This is a genomic window from Candidatus Planktophila lacus, from assembly GCF_002288325.1.
GTDB classification, from domain to species: domain Bacteria; phylum Actinomycetota; class Actinomycetes; order Nanopelagicales; family Nanopelagicaceae; genus Planktophila; species Planktophila lacus.
This window is the reverse complement of sequence record NZ_CP016780.1, coordinates 989,433-1,008,516: the sequence shown is the minus strand read 5'-3', so window position 1 is coordinate 1,008,516 and position 19,084 is coordinate 989,433. Positions and strand designations below refer to the sequence as shown.

Here is a 19,084-nt window from a genome sequence, read left to right as displayed (position 1 = left end):
TCTCATGAGTTCACATCGCGTCACCGCGATTCTGGTACTACATGATGGACAACTTTGGTTGCCCGAAGTAGTTGCCTCTTTAACTTCGCAGACTCTGCAAGTTGATTCGATAGTTGCCGTTGATACAGGTTCTATTGATTCATCCGCGAAACTTGTTAAGGGCGCACGAATTCCAGTGCTACCAATGGATCGCGATACCGGTTTCGGCGAAGCAGTGTCGCATGCTGTTGCAACTCTTCCTGCATCAAGTGATCCGGAACACGAATGGCTCTGGATAATTCATGACGATCTTTCTGTAGATCGTTCTGCACTTGAAAATTTAATTGCAGAAGTTGATACACGACCAAACGTTGCAATGGCCGGCCCCAAACTACTTGGTTGGCATGATCGCACCCATCTTTTAGAGATTGGCATCAGCATCGCGGCAAATGGAAATCGTTGGACTGGACTTGAGCCAGCTGAATATGACCAAGGACAGCGCGATGGAGTTCATGAAGTACTCGCAGTTAGCACTGCAGGTGCTTTGATTCGCCGAGATATATTTGAACAACTAGGTGGATTTGATCCTAATTTAGATCTATTCCGCGATGATGTTGATTTTGGTTGGCGCCTCTACTCAGCAGGATTTGCGGCTATAGCGGTTTCAAGCGCTGTTGCATTCCATGCAGAAGCTTCTGCAAATGAGCGTCGCTCGGTTGATGTAGCCGAAGCGTTCTTACATCGTCCACTTTTATTAGATCGCCGAAATGCCGCATATGTTCTATTAGTTAATTCATCTTGGTGGCGACTTCCTTTTCTAACCGTACAACTCTTAGCGGGCGCGATTTTTAGGTCCATCGCTTTTCTATTTGCAAAACTGCCGGGTTATGCCGGTGATGAGATCTTGGCTGTAGGAACGCAATTTCTTCATCCGGGCGAACTCTTTCGCGCCCGAAAGGTAAGAAAAACGCAACGCCTTGTTCCATCAGGGATTGCGCTTCGATTTATTCCTTCGAGATGGTCACAACTTAGATTGGCCGCCTCGCGTTCAGCAGAGTGGGTTCGTGAGCAGCTATTCCCAAGTGAGATTACCGAAGTCCGAAACCCGTCTCTGCTTGATGAGAATTTAGATGAAGAAGATTTGCTTACTCCCGCTAACAGTCGCAGTTGGATAACGCTCTTAAAACGTCCATTAATCGCAGCCACATTATTTTTATTTGTTTTAACTTTCTTCTGGTCAAGATTTAGGTTGGGTTCAATATCTGGAGGCGCCTTACCTGAACAGCCTTCAGGTGTAAGTGCGCTCTGGAATACCTATTTCAGTGGTTGGCACTCCATCGCTATGGGCACATCCGCATCAGCCCCAACGTGGATGGCTTTTCTTGCGGTGGCGGCTACTCCATTCTTCGGAAACGTGAACTTCTTTATTGCAGCGCTCTTCTTTCTGGCGCCAGTATTGCTGGCGCTAACCGGACATCTCTTCTTTAAGGAGTTCTCAACAAATAGATGGCTCACCACATCCGGCGCTGTTCTATATGCACTTTCCCCAGTTGCCATTTCAGCAATTAACTCCGGTCGCTTGAGCACCTTAATTGTCTTGCTGCTACTGCCATTGTTGGCTATCGCTGCCCGAGGTTGGTTTGAAATTGAGGAATTTTCTTGGCGCAAGGTCTTTGCTCTTTCGCTTCTTGTCTCGATTATTTTTGCATTTTCCCCATTTATCTTTATTTTAGGAATTGCTCTAACTGGGTTTTCAATTTATCGCGACTACATTGATAGCAGCAGCGGCGTAAATATCGTCTTATTCAACGCTCGTCTCTATCGCCGCTTAGCGTTGACATTTACGCCACTTCTCATCTGCGCACCTTGGAGTTTCGAGTTAATCATTAATCCAAATAGATTTTTCTTAGATTCCGGTTTTCTTCTGCAGGGAAGTGGTCCAAACTTTGCATTATTAGGAAACCCAGGTGGTCCTGGCTCCTTACCGTGGTATCTAATTAGTCCACTTACTTTGGTACTAGTAATTTCCCTCTTCTCATCAACCCGTGCTCGTTTTATCGCAGAAATTGGATTTGTATCACTGTTAATTTCTATTCTTTTCAGTGCAATCTCTATAACAGGTAACGGCACAAGTATCGCAACGCAGCTCTACCCCGGAACTCTTATGGCAATCACAACTATGACGGCAATCGCCTCCGCAATTGCCGTATCTGACAAGTTGCGAGAAAGGCTTAAAGCAACGCATGTGAATTTCCGTCACATCTCGGCTGCGGTTATGCTCATTGCAACCGCTACATATGCGCTCTCGGCAACGCTTTGGGTAGCCACGACTGCAGGATCTGCTCCATTGCAAAGTGGACGCGAGATAGTACTTCCTCCATTCTTAGCGGTTGAAAAAGATGCGAAGACAATGGTTATTAGACCTCGCACAGTAGGTGAAGATGTATCACTAAACTTTTATTTGGCGCGTGGTGGAGATGCCAGACTTGGCGATCCAGATATGGCGCCATCAAATCGTGAACAAATTACCAATGCTGTACTTGAGCTTGCCGATGGAAGTGGGCTAACTTCTAGTTCAACATTTGCGTTAAATGGAATCAAGTATCTATTCCTCAAAAATCCGACCGATGAAAACTTAGTTCGCATTATCGATGGCTTAGGGGGATTTACTCGAGCCTCATCAACAAATGCAGGAATCGTCTGGAAGATTTCTGCAAACACCGGAACAGTTTTATTCACTAATCTTGCTGGCAAGACGACGGTGCTACCGATAAGTCAATCTGAATTTGAAGTCACAGTTCCAGAGCCAGGGACTTTAACTCTTACCGAGAATTACGCTCAAGGTTGGCGGGCTATGCAAGAAGGTCAGCGTCTAGATAGAAATCGCAGCGTCGTTAACTTGCCGGTGTTTGAAGTATTACAACCAGGGACGGTTAGCTTCCTTTATGACGGCTCACTTCGTCGCGCGCTAATTTCTTTAGAGTTAATCATCTTTATCACAGTCGTAGTCTTGGCACTTCCCGCTGGACGTCGCCGTCGCGAAATTGAAGATTCGGAGCTGGCATGAAGATCAGGCGTCCATTGGCTCTGGCATCTGGCCTTGCTTTAGTTTTAGCGCTTTCCAATGCGGCGGATGTCGCAGTATCAAATGGAAAATTCTCTTCAAATTACCCTGCCGTTGTCTGTCCTTCAACGCCCAGCGGTTTAACCAGTGCGATTTCTCTGCCTTCCTCAAAGAGTCAGATTCGATCAACTGGAACTAAATCCCTCTCCTTCATTCCTGCGCAAACTCTGCGCTACATGCAGAAGAAAGCGCCAATAATTTTAGAGTCACAGGGTGCAACGCCGGTTGTGTGGCAGATTAGAAAAGGCGTTTGGGCCGGCTCCACCATTTGTTCATCATTGCAGACTGAGCAATGGTTTGTTGGCGGAGCCGCTGATGTAACAAGTAAAGGCAAGTTGATCCTGGTAAACAGTGGATTAAGTGCTGCAATCGTAGATATTGAAGTTTGGAATGAAATTGGAGCGCAACCAACCAAGGCAATCACCATTAAGGCAAACTCATATCTTGAAATTGGAGTTGATTCACTAGCTCCCGGTTCTCAATCGCTAGTTATCAAGACGATCACACGAGCAGGTCGAGTTACGAGTTACATGATCGATGAACGCGGTCGAGGATTACGCGCCCTTGGTGGCGATATTGTTAATTTTGCGCCAAAGGCAAGTAAAGAGGTCTTTATCCCTGCCATTCCACATACGGTACGTAAAGTCGGATCAAAATCAGTTGAATTGCCGCACACCTTACGGATCCTGGCACCTGGTGAAATAGATGCTCGCATCACCGTTTCTGTCTACTCGACAGATGGATCATTTATTCCTGCTGGGCTAGAAGACAAAGTTATAAAGAGCGGATCGGTCGCGACTTTAGATTTGAATCCGAATTTACCAGCGAGCAAATTCGGAATCAAAATTTCTTCCGATGAGCCGATAGTTGCTTCAGTATTTTCACAGACAATCTCTGAAGGTAAATCAGACTTTATCTGGAGTACAGCAGCGGCAGAATTGACCCAATCCAACTTTTCGGTCGCAGGTCTTGCCCCTCAATTAATCTTTATCGGAGCAAAAGTTAAAGCCGAGCTTGTACTTCTCTTCAATAATGGCAAACGTAAAACCGTTCGCATTAACGGGGAAGATATCGCCGCGGTAAAGGTTCCAGATGGGGTTCGCTCGATATCTATTACCGGCGCAGGAAAAGGAATTTATGGCGCAGGGCTGGTTGCAACCAAGAGTGGATATGGATATTTCCCACTTACAGCAGGAAGCATTCTGACTAAATCATCAGTTCCAATGTCGAATATTCGCGTCTTAACTCCCTGACAATCCCAGTTTTTTTGCTACCCAACCACTAGCCTTAGCGTCATGAGTAAGTTGGCGCGCACAGGGCGCAGTTGTTCGCGGGTAAGTTGCCGAAGCATGGCTTCGATGACGCTTACTTATATTTATGCGGACTCAACAGCAGTGCTTGGCCCACTGGCTACTTATTCAGAACCACATTCATATGATCTCTGCGAAGCACATGGAAAGCGCCTAACCGTTCCTAATGGTTGGACAGTAATCAAGGAAGAGTCTTCGCAGGCAGGCCTTGGACCATCCGAAGATGATCTGATGGCAATTGCAGATGCAGTCCGTGAAGTTGCTGCAAACCATGAGTCGATGCAAGATCAAAACGGGGATCCTGTTACAACCGATAACGCATCACTTGGACGGCGCGGACACTTACGCGCAGTCCCGTCTTAGATTCTTGCTACTTCTCGAGATTAATTAGCGAAGGAAGAGAAAATTCCAATATTTAAAGCCTATGACATTCGCGGATTAGTTGATGTTGAAATTACCGCTGACTTTACATTTGCAACAGGAGTTGCCTTTGCCAGATTCCTGCAACAAGAACGTGAACCCGGAACAGTTGTTATCGGCGAAGATATGCGCCCTTCATCACCATTATTTGCCGATGCTTTTTCAGCAGGAGTGACCTCGCAAGATTTAGATGTAATCCGTATCGGGTTGGCATCTACCGACATGCTCTATTTTGCAGCAGGCAAACTCAATTTCCCTGGGGCGATGTTTACCGCCAGCCATAATCCAGCCGAATACAACGGGATCAAACTCTGCTTAAGTGGAGCCCGCCCAATAGGAAAAGAGTCGGGGCTCTTAACTATTGAGCGATTTGTAAATGAAGGATCTCCAATTGATTTTCGAAGCGTAGGTAAAGAGTCAGAGCAGGATTTACTTTCTTCATATGTAGATCATCTACTTTCATTGGTTGATCTATCAGAGATCCGCCCGCTAAAGGTGGTCATTGATGCTGGAAACGGAATGGCTGGACACACCGCTCCAGCGGTCTTTGACCGACTTAACTGCGAAGTAATTCCGATGTATTTTGAGTTAGATGGCACATTCCCAAACCATGAAGCCAATCCGATAGATCCCAAGAATTTGAAAGATTTGCAGAAGGCGGTTAAAAAACATAAGGCAGATATCGGATTAGCATTTGATGGAGATGCTGACCGATGCTTTTTGGTGGATGAAAACGGAGATTTGGTAAATCCTTCTACTCTCACGGCTTTAATTGCAGATCGTGAATTAAAGAAATATCCAGGATCAAATATTATTTACAATTTAATTTCTTCCCGAGCAGTCGTTGAAATTGTTGAAGAAAAAGGCGGAAAGGCTATTCGTTCGCGCGTTGGCCATTCTTATATAAAGCAATTAATGGCAGATACCGGAGCAGTTTTTGGCGGAGAGCATTCTGGACATTTCTACTTCAAAGATTTTTGGAGAGCAGATTCTGGAATGTTGGCAGCACTCCACGCCATTGCAGCTCTCGGCGAAGCGAAGGGTTCACTTTCGACTCTTCTTAAACCTTATTCAAGATATATCTCTAGTGGCGAAATCAATTCTGAAGTCGCAGATGCAAACGCTGCGATGAAGCACGTTGAAGAGATTTATCTCAAGAAAGATGGCGTAGCAGCCGATCACCTTGATGGGCTGACGATAAGTGGCGATACCTGGTGGTTTAACCTACGTGCGTCAAATACTGAGCCCCTCCTTCGACTCAACGTTGAGGCTTCCACGGAAGCCCGTATGAAAAAGGTTCGAGATGATGTACTTAACATGATCCGTGGCGACCTAGACATCCTCGTATTAATCCCTTAACTAGTACGCTATGCCTATAGCCGACTAGCACAGTAGAGCCCTACGCCGAAGGTCAAGCGAAAAAACAGCCGTTTAAACTAGGGAGATATATTTCAATGACACCTGTAACAACAATTCCAAAACACGATATCGCAGATGCTTCTCTTGCCGCCGAGGGCCGCAAGCGCATCGAATGGGCAGAACGCAATATGCCAGTACTTGCTCAGATTCGTGAGCGCTTTGAAAAGTCACAACCATTTGCAGGCGTACGTATCTCTGCATGTATGCATGTGACAACAGAGACCGCAAACTTGATGCGCGTTCTTAAAGCCGGCGGTGCAGAGATCGCACTTTGCGCCTCAAACCCACTTTCAACACAAGATGACACCGCAGCAGCGCTCGTTCACGAATACGGAATCTCTGTATTTGCTCGCAATGCAGTTGACCGCGATGGTTACTACTCACATATCAACGCAGCGCTAGATATCGAACCTCACCAAGTATTCGATGATGGTTGCGATCTCGTAAACACTCTTCACACAACTCGCAAGGAACTTCTTCCTAACATTGCTGGCGGCTGCGAAGAGACAACAACTGGCGTTATCCGTCTAAATCAGATGGCCAAAGATGGTGCTCTTACATTCCCAATGATCGCTGTCAACGACACCGATACAAAGCACATGTTCGATAACCGTTACGGAACCGGTCAATCAACACTTGATGCAGTCTTCCGCGCTACAAACTTCCTGCTTGCAGGACGCGTAGTAGTTGTCGCTGGATTTGGATATTGCGGCAAGGGCGTTGCAGAACGCGCTAAAGGTATGGGCGCCGATGTAGTTGTTACTGAAATCGATCCAACCAAGGCGCTAGATGCGATGATGCAAGGCTTCCGCGTGATGCCTATGGTCGAAGCTGCAAAGCTTGGCGATGTCTTCATCACCGTTACAGGAAACCGCGATGTACTTCGTGATGAGCACTTTGCTGTAATGAAAGATGGCGCAATCATGGCTAACTCAGGCCACTTTGATATCGAAATCGATGTTGCTTGGCTTGAGCAGAACGCCAAGAAGAAGAATGCGAAGATGCGTCACCAAACTGACGAATACGTTCTTGCAGATGGACGCCGTCTATTGCTTCTTGCAGAAGGTCGCCTAGTTAACCTAGGAGCAGCAGAAGGACACCCAGCATCAGTCATGGATATGTCATTCTCTGATCAAGCGCTAACTGCTGAATACCTAGTTAAGGAAGCGAAGAATCTTCCTGCTGGTGTTCATAACGTTCCAACTTATATCGATAAGGAAGTTGCCAGCTTGAAGTTGATTTCGATGGGTGGCCGTATCGACACGCTAACTCCTGCACAAGATATGTACCTCAACTCTTGGGAGCACGGTAGCTAATGACTTTGGTTATGGTCGTCGATGACGACCAAGACCTGGCAGAGATGCTCGGCATCGTATTAACCGGTGCCGGCATCGATGTCGATCTCGTAAGTCGTGGTGACGAGGTTCTGGAGGTATTTAGAAATAATCCTCCAGATCTCGTACTGCTAGATGTAATGCTTCCCGGTTTAGATGGAATAGAAGTTTGTAAGTTGATCCGCGCCGAATCTATGGTGCCGATTGTGATGTTGAGTGCAAAAGGTGACTCTCATGATGTTGTGCGCGGGCTTGAAGCCGGTGCAGATGATTACATGGTTAAGCCATTTCGCCACCCTTCCGAATTAATCGCTCGTATTCGCACGCGCTTGCGTCGCACAAATGCAGACATCTCTGGGCTACTCGTAATCGGTGATCTTTCAATTGATGTTACAGCCCATGAAGTAAGCAGAGCCGGAAAAAAGATTGCGCTAACTCGTTTGGAATTCGATCTATTAGTTGCCTTAGCTAAAGAGCCGGGTCGCGTCTTTACACGCGATGCGCTGTTGGGTGAGGTTTGGGGCTATCGCCACTCAACGGATACTCGTCTTGTAAATGTCCATGTGCAGCGCCTGCGTTCCAAGGTTGAGCATGATCCAGAGCACCCACACATCATCATGACTGTGCGCGGAGTTGGATATAAAGCAGGAGTCTTGGGCGGTTCCTAGTATGAACCGAAATTTATTTGCCTTTCGAAATTCCCTTGCGTCTAAGGTAATTTTCTCGACGGTTCTTCTATCGCTCGGTGTCGTGTGGCTTACCGGTTCAGCCCTTTATTCTCAGCTATCTGATGGCGTTAAGCAGGTTAATTTAGAGACCTCACTTGCCGAAGCTCGCTCATCCTTCTTCAATGCGCAATATGAATTTCTCTTGGTAAAGGGCGCAAATACCAAGATCATCACCGAGACAGTTCAAGAGATAATTATTTCTTCGACCGAAGTAAGCCTTAACCAAGATCGAAAATCAATCTTTCTCAGTCGCTTCGGTCAGAGCGCAGACCCATTAGGTAATGAAATAGCGCCCGATTACAGCACTGCAACAGATGAGTTAGATATCTCATCGTTTCCCACCGAGCTCAGACAACGCGTTCGTGCCAGTGACATAGTCGAATACAAGTACGCAACAGTAAAATATAAAAACCGCGCAGATGCCAATGTCTTGATCGCAGGTCGACGAATTGCGATTCCTGACTCCGGTAACTACGAGATGTACTTGGTTTACTCACTAACCAATCAAAATACAACCCTTTCACTAATCAAAAGTTCCCTGCTGTTTACCGGCCTGGCACTGCTATTCCTGATCGGCTTAATCACTTGGTTGGTAGTAAGGCAAGTTGTTCGGCCTGTTAGAGAAGCTGCCCGCATTGCCCAACAGTTTACGGAAGGCGATTTTTCACAGCGCATGAAGGTGGAAAGCTCAGATGAAATTGCCACACTAGGCACGGCATTTAATGAGATGGCTCTTTCACTGGAATCACAGATCACGCGTTTAGAAAACCTATCTCGCGTACAGCAGAGATTTGTTTCAGATGTTTCGCACGAACTACGCACCCCACTAACCACTCTTCGAATGGCATCAGAAGTTATCTACAGCGCGAAAGCAAGTTTTGATCCAAATATTGCGCGGAGCTCTGAACTTTTGGTTGCCCAACTTGATCGCTTTGAGAAGTTACTTGAAGACTTATTAGAAGTAAGCCGATTTGATGCAGAAGTAGCGGTTCTTGAACCAGTTGATTTCGACTTGGTAAGGCTGATCGAAAGATGTATTGAAGATGTTCGAGCTAACGCCCACGACCACACTATTTCTGTGGAAATTGACCATGAAACCGAGCAGGTAATGGTGAAGGCCGATATTCGACGCGTTGAGCGAATAATGCGCAACTTACTGTCTAATGCTCTTGATCACTCAGATGAGAAACCAATTCACGTTTCTGTTGTTGCAACCTACAGTGAAGTTGGAGTTGGAGTAAGAGATTTTGGTCCCGGAATGGACCCTGCATCGCTCTCGCGAGTCTTCGATCGCTTCTGGCGTGCTGATCCATCTCGAGCGCGCGTACGCGGTGGCACAGGACTTGGTCTTTCAATTGCACTTGAAGATGCACGGTTACACAACGGCGAACTCGATGCCTGGGGAGCGCTCGGTCATGGAGCGCACTTCGTTCTTACACTTCCGCTAATTGCCGGATCTCAGATTTCCGGTAGACCAATACGTCCGCAACCGAAAGATTATCCTCAGCCAATTTAATTTCAATTCGGGTGGATATTTTCCAAGCAATACTCCGGCGGTGTTTAACCTCACCGAAATTATTTTTCCTTCCCGTTGCATCGGTTGTTCCAGGCTAGGAATTTCGATCTGCTCTGAATGTCGCAAACAGTGGCATCCGCATTTTTATCAACGAGTGATAAATTGTCGTGGCGAAAGCTTCCCAGTATTTTCTGCTATCCAATATTCTCCGATCGCTTCACGCGTCTTGTTAAGCGCAAAGGAGTCGCAAATTAAGGCAGCAGATCAACTAATTGTTAATGGAATAGTTCACTCACTTAAACTATTTGTAAACCGTCACGGCCCCGCAACTCTTGTACCTATACCTTCGAGAAAATCGGCTAATCGAAAACGAGGCAGAAATTTCTTGCAAGAGATTACAACGCAGGTAGCAATTGAAGTAGGGCTATCTCACCAATCGCCATTGACACATATTCGTAAAGTAAGAGATCAATCTCAGTTAAATCTCATGGATAGATCAGAGAATATTTCTGGGGCGCTTTCAATATCACCTGATTTCACCACTGAATTTTCCGCAGGGAATACTGGACCTAAGATTATTGTTATTGATGATCTGATCACCACTGGGGCCACCCTGGCCGAGGCGATCCGGGCCTTGCGTACTGCAGGTTTTACCGTGCTTGGCGCGGTAACAAGTTGTACGGCTAAACCCCTACGATAAGGGGTCTAGATTTGTAGTAACTGGATACCAAATGGGTAGGAATTGGTTTGGAAAGGGTCGTAAATGGCAAAGATTATTGACCGAATCATGCGGGCTGGCGAAGGAAAGATTCTTCGCGAGTTAAGCAAGGTTGTCGATCAAGTAAACGCCTTTGAGCCTGCGATCTCATCCCTTTCCGATGAAGCGCTTCGCGCCAAGACCGATGAATTTAAATCTCGTTTTGCCGCTGGATCAACTCTCGATGATTTACTTCCTGAAGCTTTCGCTGTAGTTAGAGAAGCGGCAAAGCGCACACTTGGTCAGCGCCACTATGACGTACAGATAATGGGTGGCGCCGCACTGCATCGCGGAAATATTGCTGAAATGCGAACAGGTGAAGGTAAGACTCTCGTTGCAACCCTTCCCTCATATTTAAATGCACTTGCCGGTCGAGGCGTTCACGTTGTTACCGTTAACGATTATCTTGCTGAGCGCGATAGCGAATGGATGGGTCGTATCCATCGCTTCCTAGGACTTACCGTCGGAGTAATTGTAAATAGCATGACTCCTTCTGAGCGTCGCATCGCGTACAACTCAGATATTACCTACGGTACAAATAATGAATTTGGTTTCGATTACCTGCGCGATAACATGGCATGGACACTCGATGATTGTGTTCAGCGAGATCATTTCTTTGCAGTAGTCGATGAAGTTGACTCAATTCTTATCGATGAAGCTCGTACGCCTTTGATCATCAGCGGACCCGCGGATAAAGCAACTAAATGGTATGTAGAGTTTGCAAATATTGCCGACAAACTGCAGCGCAATACTCACTACGAAGTAGACGAGAAGAAAAAGACCATCGGAATTCTTGAAGATGGTGTGACCAAGGTTGAAGAACTGCTTAAGATTGAAAACCTCTACGAGGCGGCAAATACAACGTTAATTGGTTATCTAAATAACTCAGTCCGCGCCAAGGAACTTTTCAAGCGCGATAAAGACTATGTTGTCATGAACGGCGAGCTCTTAATCGTTGACGAGCATACAGGCCGTATGTTGTCGGGCCGTCGCTACAGCGAAGGTTTACATCAGGCGCTTGAAGCTAAAGAGCGCATCGAAATTAAAGATGAGAACCAGACTTTGGCTACGATCACACTTCAGAACTATTTCCGCCTATACGAAACCATTTCAGGTATGACCGGTACGGCGATGACTGAAGCCTCTGAATTTCAACAGATCTACAAACTTGGCGTCGTCCCAATTCCTACCAACCGCCCAATGCAGCGCATGGATCAGGCGGATCTGGTCTATAAGACTGAACTCGGAAAATTTACGGCGGTTACCCAAGACATCGTCGAGCGTCATCGTAAAGGCCAACCTGTTCTCGTCGGAACAGTTTCAGTTGAAAAATCTGAGGAGCTTTCAGCCCTTCTTAAGAAATCAGGAGTTCCTCACGAAGTTCTAAATGCTAAGCATCACGAACGCGAAGCTTCAATCATCGCTCGTGCTGGAGTAAGCGGCGCAGTTACAGTTGCAACCAATATGGCAGGTCGCGGTACGGACATCATGCTCGGTGGAAACCCTGAATTCATGGCTGACTTCGAACTTCAACGACGCGGACTTTCACCTGTTGATAACCCAGTTGAATATGAAGCGGCATGGCCAGAAGAAATTGCTAAACAGAAAGCCGCAGTTGCCAAAGATCATGAGGCAGTTGTTGCCCTTGGCGGCCTCTATGTTCTTGGCACCGAACGCCATGAATCTCGTCGTATTGATAACCAGTTACGCGGACGTTCTGGACGTCAAGGCGATCCAGGTGAATCTCGCTTCTATCTTTCACTGCAAGATGAGTTAATGCGCCGCTTTAATTCGGCGTTAGTTGAGCGATTCTTATCTGCAGCAGGTCTTCCAGATAACGAACCAATCGAGTCAAAGATGGTGAGCAATGCCATTCGCTCAGCTCAAACTCAGGTTGAAGCACAGAACTTCGAGATCCGTAAAAACGTTTTGAAATATGACGATGTAATGAATCGCCAACGTGAAGTAATTTATGGTGAGCGACGCCTAGTACTTGAAGGCGAAGATATTTCTACGCAGGTACAAACTTTCTTGGCAGATACGCTAATTGCTTATGTAAATGCCGAAACCGCTGAGGGCTACGGCGAAGATTGGGATCTTGATCGACTATGGCAAGCGCTAAAGCTTGTATATCCAATTGGTTTTACCGCCGACGAACTTATTGCCAAAATTGGCTCACGCGCAGCGTTAGATGTCGATTACTTAGCTGATCAAATCCTGGAAGATGCAACAGCGGCTTATGAAAAACGCCAGCTCGAACTCGGTGCAGGTGTGATGCGTGAATTAGAGCGCAAGGTATTGCTTTCAGTTCTAGATCGTAAGTGGCGTGAACATCTTTACGAGATGGATTACCTCCAAGAGGGAATTGGTCTGCGCGCAATGGCGCAACGCGATCCTCTAGTTGAATACCAGCGCGAAGGTTATGAACTCTTCTCAGCGATGATGGATGGAATCAAAGAGGAGCTTGCAAGTTTGGTCTTCAACGTTGAAGTTTCTGTCCAAGGCGATGGCTCCGAAGTTGTTGCGGCAGGCATCACTGAGAAACCTTCTGATTTATCTGCGCTCCAATACACAGCAGCCGATGAATCTGGTGTTTCCACAAAGGGTGAAATTTCCCGTAACGCACAATGTCCGTGTGGTTCAGGTAAGAAATTCAAACGTTGCCACGGTGCCGCTTAAAGCAGACGCAGTTCCGTACATAACCAACGCTTATCAACGCCTTCAAATCGGATTACCATCGCGCGCAGTCGATCACCGTATCTAACGGTAATCGTTGATTCACAAATACCATCTAGGGGTTGGCTCTGATGGATGGTTCGAATTCTTCCAATCTCTTTCTGACTTCCCACCTGCTTTAGCAATTGCATATAGATATGGCGATGGCAGCGTGATATCAATTGTGCTGGCTGGCGGCGACCGGCCCAAATTTCTACAACGCTTACAGCAAATTTCATCGTCCAAGTATGTAACTCAGGCAATTCACTTGCCGATGTGGGTACAGGTTCAAACCCTGGTTCATACTCTTCACCGAAGTTGGATGGGATTAAGTAAAGTTTCGCACTTTGCTGGGGAAGCGGCTCAAATTTCTTTTTATTGGCAATCTCGGAAAGTGAGTAAAGATCTAGCTGCGGATGGGTCCATAGCGCTGGATCCTCGCAACTAGAAACCAGGCGTAGCTCCCTTTTAACTTCTGTATATTCTCTTTGAGTAGTCATGGCGCAGGGTCGCTCGCAATGCAGAAACACTCATCAATTTAAAGTGCTGCTTCTTCTCATCCGAAAGTATTACTGTGGAGAAGCAAGCCGATGAAGTGCGCTGATGGCATTTAGTACCCCACTATGAATACACAGAAGAAGGCAGCCCAAACTAGATTTATCGTTGCAGTCTCATTATTTGCCGCAGCGCTAATCTCCGCGCTATCGCTGACCGCTTTAGGAAATAGAACCGATAGTTACTGGGTGGCAAAGAACGCACTGGCCCCGGGAGTTGAAATATCTGGTGACCAAATTGAACAGGTCAAGGTTGCACTAGGGGAGAGCTCTTCTAGGTACTTTTCAAGTCGCACAACTCTGATTGGCAGTTTTATCACGAGAGCACAGAGCGCCGGCGAGTTAATTTCTATAGATGACGTTAGCGATCTCGCGCCAAGTCAACGCACGCAGCAGGTACCAATTGCTGTTCGCAGTTCGGATTTACCTATAGATATATCTATAGGCGAGGCGATCAATATCTATTGGGTCCCCGAGCCCTCTATGGGCGGCGTTCAGATTGGCATGCCAGAAATAGTTGTAAAGGGCGCCTATATTCGGTCGATTGATAGAAAATCTGCCAATTTCTCATCCGATATCGCGCTAACAATTTCGCTTATCGATTCGCAGATCATCAACTTGCTCGATGCGACAGTTAGTGGGCGACTGGTAATTGTTCGCGCCTTGGAGTAGCCCATGGATCTCTTAGAAGTACCAACGGTAATAACTGCAATCGCAGATCCTGAATTTGAGGGACAGGTTTCACGCGCGCTATTTAGCCAAGGATGGAACGTCGTTGCCAGAGTAATGGATTTTTCAGAACTGCAAAGGGCGTTATCTGTTAACTCAGGAAAAAAACTTCTGCTTTTATTCTCAACAGACCTACCCGGAGCTAGCTCAGCTGAGATAGAAAAGTTGGAATCACCTAGTACTTCACTCTTTGGATTTGCCGATCATTCTGGAAACGATCGAGGATTTTCCAACGTTTTTGCAAGGCCAACTTCTCCGGAAAACTTAACCTTAGCCATCTTGGAAAATGTCAGATCCTCTAGCTTTCGAGCGCCAATGATCCATGCAAATACAAAGTGCGGAGCCAAGGTAGTTGCTGTTGGAGGTATTGGGCATGGAACTGCAAATACAACGATCGCTATAAATCTGGCGCAAGAAAGCGCTCTATTAGGCGTTAAAACTCTACTGATTGAAGCCAGCTTTCAAGCACCGGCTATCTCATCGCTCTTGGATCAACGTAAGTTATCTAGCGAAGCAAGATGGCGTGATTTTTCTGAGAACTTATCAATAATGGAGTTAACCCAAGAGACAACCGCAGATTTTGAAGAAAAAGTTATGGCTGCAGGAGAAAAGTTCGAACTGATAGTTATTGATCTTGGCTCAGTGGCATTCCTCGCTCGAGAACTATCCGATAGACGTTGGAGTTCAGCGGTAAAGATTTGGGCAGCTCGCAATGCAAATCAACTTTTCTTTACAACCAACTCAACTTTTCTGGCGCAGAAACGATGCGATGAATTTGTTCAAAGTCTTACAAATATCTCCATATCTGCCGAGATTCATCTTGTGAAGACAAATTCTTCGAATAAGCGCGATCAAGAGATAAACGCTTCAAAGCGGGCGCCGCTCAGATCTTCGGTTCAGTGGAATCTTCCTTGGGACCCGCGATCTTGCCAGTTAGCAATCGATGAACGCACAACTCTGGTGCAAGCTTCTGAAAGGGGAGCGCTGCGCAAAGAGATCGGCAAGATCGCGCAGGCGATAAGCGCAATTTCTCGGAAGTAAAGCCAGCCTTAAATCTCTTATACCCTTAGCGCCATGCGTGGGTATCTTCCAGTAACGGTTGAAGAAATCGCCGCATTCCTAGAATCACATTCTATGGAGTGCGGACCTTTATATGCCCCAACAATTAAGTTTCTAACAGCAAATAGCGAGATGGATGAAGAAGAAGGCGAATTCCTGCTTTCAATGCTCGCAGCCGATGAAGCGCTAGAGATGCGCGCAAATCCAACAAGTGCTGGCTTTATCTTGGCGTTGGAAGTTAGCGATCCCGAAATTGCCGAGCACGGTGAAAATTTTGTGATTTTAAAGGATCTCGCCAAGTGGGAGAACGTGCAATGCGCTTTCTTGGTTTCACCAGATGGTGAAGAGCTAACTTGGTTTGCAACTCAGGAGATAAAACCAGCGCTCCATGAATGGTTACAAGGGTAGTTTGCGATGCCTAAATTAGAAGAGTTTTTGCGGGATCGAAGCCCGTTAGATGCTAAACAGATTAGGCGCATTCGCGAGTTAACCTCTGACTGGCAACTCCTAGCCGACCTTTCATTTGCTGATTTGATTCTATGGGTTCCCCTTCGCAAAGATTTTAAGACTTGGCCATCTGGATATGTTGCGGTTGCGCATATTCGCCCAACAACGGCTGCCACCGTTTTTAACCAGGATGTAATCGGCGATGAAATCGAATGGGGTGCCCGTCCCAGAATTGATCAGGCGCTATCGGAAGCCGAAATCATTCGCGATGCACAACCAGAAAAGTTCGGAGAGATTTTCATTAAGGAAGAGACAATTCCGGTAATTCTCGGTGATCAGGTAATCGCAGTAATTTCGCGACATCGCAACGCCGAACTCATGCGCCAACCAAGTCGCCTTGAGTTAAATTATCGAGAAGTCGCCCATAACGTTTATCGCATGGTGGCAGAAGGAACTTTTCCTTATACCGAACATAGCGAACTCTTTGATCCGGCAGTTCGTGTTGGAGATGGACTAATAAGGCTGGATATCAACGGTGCAATTATCTACGCCAGCCCGAATGCAAAATCGGCCTTTAGCCGAATGGGCTGGGCCGGCGAACTCGAAGGAAATAATCTCGGACAAGCCGCACGTAAAGTCTCGGTCGTAAAACTTGAAGCGCACGAAGAAGCGATCGAAGTAGGTTTGAGCGGCAAGGCGCTACGAAGAGTTGAAATTGAAAATGCTGGCGGAACTGTTGATCTGTTAGCGCTTCCATTGCTTGCAGGTGGCGATCGAATCGGTGCAATTGTACTTTTGCAGAACGTTACAGAACTTCGTCGTCGTGAGCGCGAACTAGTAACAAAAGATGCAACTATTCGCGAGATCCATCATCGCGTTAAAAATAATTTGCAGACCGTTTCGGCTTTACTTAGATTGCAATCACGGCGCATTGAAGATCCTGCCGCAAGTGCTGCGTTAAATGAAGCAGTCCGCCGTATCGCATCTATCGCTCTCGTTCACGAAACGCTTTCCAGTAGCGCCGAAGCATCTGTTGCCTTTGATGATGTTTTAGATCGACTAGTCGCCCATGCATTAGACCTGAGTCCGCGAATGGGTCAGTTACAGATCGCGCGTACGGGAGAACTTGGCGCTCTTGATCCGCGCATCGCAACGCCACTTTCTCTAGTTGTGACCGAGCTAATTCATAACGCGCTAGAACATGGCCTAGCCGAATCAGGAAACCATTTAACGATAACGGTTGCCCGCAGCCAAAGTGGCGCCGAGATAACTATCTTTGATGATGGAGTCGGCCTACCAAAAGGATTTTCAATGGCGGAATCTTCAAACCTAGGTTTGCAGATAGTACGCACGCTGACTGAAAATGAGTTACGCGGAAATATTGATCTGGTTCGTACAACTGCAGGAACCGAAGCGCGTTTAACTTTTCCAATTTAAATCGATTTAAATTGATTTAAAACTAAATGGAGTTGTTCTGCTCCATCATGCGCGCTCGATTACGTGCTGCACGGCGCTTAAGCGCACGGCGCTCATCTTCAGAGAGGCCGCCCCAAACGCCAGCATCTTGTCCACTCTCTAACGCCCAAGCTAAACAAGCATCTTTAACGATGCAGCGATTGCAGACTTTTTTCGCCTCTTCAATTTGAGTTAGGGCGGGGCCTGTATTGCCTACGGGAAAGAAGAGCTCTGGATCTTCGTCGCGGCATGCTGATTGATGTCGCCAATCCATGAGTTATCTCCTTCTGGTAAATGCAGTGAAATCCAAGACGCGATGAAATCAAGACAAAGCTCAAAATCTTCTCGCGTAAGTGACCAATTCTCCCTGTTACTAGGTTGATAAACAAGGATGAATGGAAAGAGATTTGGTAAATGAGAGGTGATTTAGGTCGCGTGCCCCCGACAGGATTCGAACCTGTGCACCCGCCTCCGGAGGGCGGTGCTCTATCCCCTGAGCTACGGGGGCGCAGGTAGACCTAGGTTACCTAACTGAGCAGGAATCGCTATCACCTGAAAGAATGCGCGCTATGGAGATCGCATATTTCGCAACTGGCTGCTTCTGGGGCGCTGAAAGGCGTTATTGGAAGATTGATGGAGTAACAAATACCAGCGTTGGTTACATGGGCGGCACAATCGCCAATCCGAGCTATGAAGCTGTATGCACAGGAGCAACAGGCCACGCCGAAATGGTCTGCGTTGAATTTGATCCAGCAATTGTTACTTATCGCAGACTGCTTGAAGAATTTTGGACAATGCATGATCCAACTTCGCTAAATGCGCAAGGTGGAGATATCGGAACCCAATATCGCAGCGCGATCTATACGACAACGCCTGAACAAATGACCGAAGCGCTCGCAACTAGAGATCTCTACCAAAACGCGCTCACAGCAGATGGAATCGGTGCGATTGTTACTGAAATTCTTAGCGCCGCTGGCGTTGAGTACTACTTAGCCGAGGAGTATCACCAGAAATATCTAGCGAAGAATCCCAACGGATATGACTGCCATTCAAGTACCGGCACGGCATTTCCCCAAGGAGCGAGCATCTAATGGCGAAAAAAATTGAGCTCAATGAAGAAGAGTTAAAGGCAAAACTCGACCCACTTTCATATGAGGTACTACGTAATGGCGCCACCGAACGTCCATTTACTGGCGAATACACCGATAGCGAAACTGTGGGTATTTATCGCTGCAAAGCTTGCAATGCAGAACTCTTTCGTTCGGAAACCAAGTTTCATTCCGGCTGCGGCTGGCCTTCTTTCTACGCACCTACCGCCGATGATGCCGTCACCTTGATCGAAGACCGCTCGCTTGCGCCACGAATTCGCACTGAAGTTCGTTGCGCATCGTGTGACTCACATCTAGGACATGTCTTTGAGGGCGAAGGTTATGAGGTTCCAACTGATCAGCGCTGGTGCATCAACTCTGTCTCAATGATCCTGGAAGCCAAATAAGCCAAAACAAGTAACTAAACTCCACCCCTTGCAACCAACGTCT

The 19,084-nt window shown here is 46.9% G+C and carries 17 protein-coding genes and 1 tRNA gene; 15 read left to right on the top strand and 3 right to left on the bottom strand.

The window, feature by feature from the left end; genetic code table 11:
* Positions 1-4: 4 nt before the first annotated feature.
* From A1sIIB106_RS05065 to secA, 9 genes are all read left to right on the top strand, one after another.
* Entirely contained in the window at positions 5-3,046 is a 3,042-nt protein-coding gene (locus A1sIIB106_RS05065) for a glycosyltransferase family 2 protein (RefSeq protein WP_095677591.1), read from the top strand.
* The gene (locus A1sIIB106_RS05060) at positions 3,043-4,356 is read left to right on the top strand and encodes a DUF5719 family protein (protein WP_095677590.1); all 1,314 of its coding nucleotides are present in this window, start codon (positions 3,043-3,045) and stop codon (positions 4,354-4,356) included. Before A1sIIB106_RS05065 ends, A1sIIB106_RS05060 begins: the two co-directional genes overlap by 4 nt.
* Positions 4,357-4,398: 42 nt before the next feature.
* The gene (locus tag A1sIIB106_RS05055; RefSeq protein WP_095677589.1) at positions 4,399-4,776 is read left to right on the top strand and encodes a DUF3499 domain-containing protein; all 378 of its coding nucleotides are present in this window, start codon (positions 4,399-4,401) and stop codon (positions 4,774-4,776) included.
* Positions 4,777-4,818: 42 nt separating this feature from the next.
* Positions 4,819-6,192: a phosphomannomutase/phosphoglucomutase gene (locus A1sIIB106_RS05050; RefSeq protein WP_095677588.1), complete on the top strand. Its 1,374-nt coding sequence runs from the start codon at positions 4,819-4,821 to the stop codon at positions 6,190-6,192.
* Positions 6,193-6,287: 95 nt separating this feature from the next.
* The gene (gene ahcY / locus A1sIIB106_RS05045) at positions 6,288-7,568 is read left to right on the top strand and encodes an adenosylhomocysteinase (RefSeq protein ID WP_095677587.1); all 1,281 of its coding nucleotides are present in this window, start codon (positions 6,288-6,290) and stop codon (positions 7,566-7,568) included.
* Entirely contained in the window at positions 7,568-8,254 is a 687-nt protein-coding gene (gene mtrA, locus A1sIIB106_RS05040; RefSeq protein ID WP_095671412.1) for an MtrAB system response regulator MtrA, read from the top strand. Before ahcY ends, mtrA begins: the two co-directional genes overlap by 1 nt.
* A gap of 1 nt (position 8,255) precedes the next feature.
* Complete coding sequence (mtrB, locus tag A1sIIB106_RS05035; RefSeq protein ID WP_095677586.1) at positions 8,256-9,830, top strand: MtrAB system histidine kinase MtrB; 1,575 nt, start codon at positions 8,256-8,258, stop codon at positions 9,828-9,830.
* A 40-nt stretch (positions 9,831-9,870) separates the two neighbouring features.
* On the top strand, positions 9,871-10,530 hold the full coding sequence (locus tag A1sIIB106_RS05030) for a ComF family protein (protein WP_125932741.1): 660 nt from the start codon (positions 9,871-9,873) through the stop codon (positions 10,528-10,530).
* Positions 10,531-10,593: 63 nt separating this feature from the next.
* Positions 10,594-13,266: a preprotein translocase subunit SecA gene (gene secA, locus A1sIIB106_RS05025; protein WP_095677584.1), complete on the top strand. Its 2,673-nt coding sequence runs from the start codon at positions 10,594-10,596 to the stop codon at positions 13,264-13,266.
* Here the strand turns inward: secA and A1sIIB106_RS05020 are convergent.
* Positions 13,263-13,802 (bottom strand): Rv3235 family protein, encoded by a 540-nt coding sequence (locus A1sIIB106_RS05020; RefSeq protein ID WP_095671408.1) that lies wholly within the window; start codon positions 13,800-13,802, stop codon positions 13,263-13,265. The two genes, secA and A1sIIB106_RS05020, sit on opposite strands and share 4 nt — an antisense overlap.
* Positions 13,803-13,925: 123 nt before the next feature.
* Here A1sIIB106_RS05020 and A1sIIB106_RS05015 point away from each other — a divergent pair, with 123 nt between their 5' ends.
* Genes A1sIIB106_RS05015 through A1sIIB106_RS05000 form a run of 4 tightly spaced genes read left to right on the top strand, consistent with a single transcriptional unit; the run spans position 13,926 to position 17,528 of the window.
* The gene (locus A1sIIB106_RS05015; RefSeq protein ID WP_095677583.1) at positions 13,926-14,528 is read left to right on the top strand and encodes a flagella basal body P-ring formation protein FlgA; all 603 of its coding nucleotides are present in this window, start codon (positions 13,926-13,928) and stop codon (positions 14,526-14,528) included.
* 3 nt (positions 14,529-14,531) lie between these two features.
* The gene (locus A1sIIB106_RS05010) at positions 14,532-15,626 is read left to right on the top strand and encodes a CpaE/TadZ family protein (protein WP_095677582.1); all 1,095 of its coding nucleotides are present in this window, start codon (positions 14,532-14,534) and stop codon (positions 15,624-15,626) included.
* 33 nt (positions 15,627-15,659) lie between these two features.
* Entirely contained in the window at positions 15,660-16,052 is a 393-nt protein-coding gene (locus A1sIIB106_RS05005) for a DUF6912 family protein (RefSeq protein ID WP_095677581.1), read from the top strand.
* Between the two features lie 6 nt (positions 16,053-16,058).
* A complete protein-coding gene (locus A1sIIB106_RS05000; RefSeq protein ID WP_095677580.1) occupies positions 16,059-17,528 on the top strand; it encodes a sensor histidine kinase in 1,470 nt (489 codons plus the stop codon).
* A gap of 22 nt (positions 17,529-17,550) precedes the next feature.
* Here the strand turns inward: A1sIIB106_RS05000 and A1sIIB106_RS04995 are convergent, their stop codons facing one another.
* Positions 17,551-17,820, bottom strand: coding sequence for a WhiB family transcriptional regulator (locus A1sIIB106_RS04995; RefSeq protein WP_095671403.1), 270 nt, complete (start codon positions 17,818-17,820; stop codon positions 17,551-17,553).
* Positions 17,821-17,982: 162 nt separating this feature from the next.
* Positions 17,983-18,054 (bottom strand) — tRNA-Arg (locus A1sIIB106_RS04990).
* Between the two features lie 52 nt (positions 18,055-18,106).
* On the opposite strand from A1sIIB106_RS04990, the gene msrA reads away from it, so the two are divergent.
* Together msrA and msrB are read left to right on the top strand one after the other, a co-directional pair.
* A complete protein-coding gene (msrA, locus tag A1sIIB106_RS04985; protein WP_095671402.1) occupies positions 18,107-18,637 on the top strand; it encodes a peptide-methionine (S)-S-oxide reductase MsrA in 531 nt (176 codons plus the stop codon).
* Positions 18,637-19,041, top strand: a complete 405-nt coding sequence (msrB, locus tag A1sIIB106_RS04980) for a peptide-methionine (R)-S-oxide reductase MsrB (RefSeq protein ID WP_095671401.1) — start codon at positions 18,637-18,639, stop codon at positions 19,039-19,041. The genes msrA and msrB overlap by 1 nt, the downstream gene beginning before the upstream one ends.
* Positions 19,042-19,084 lie beyond the last annotated feature (43 nt).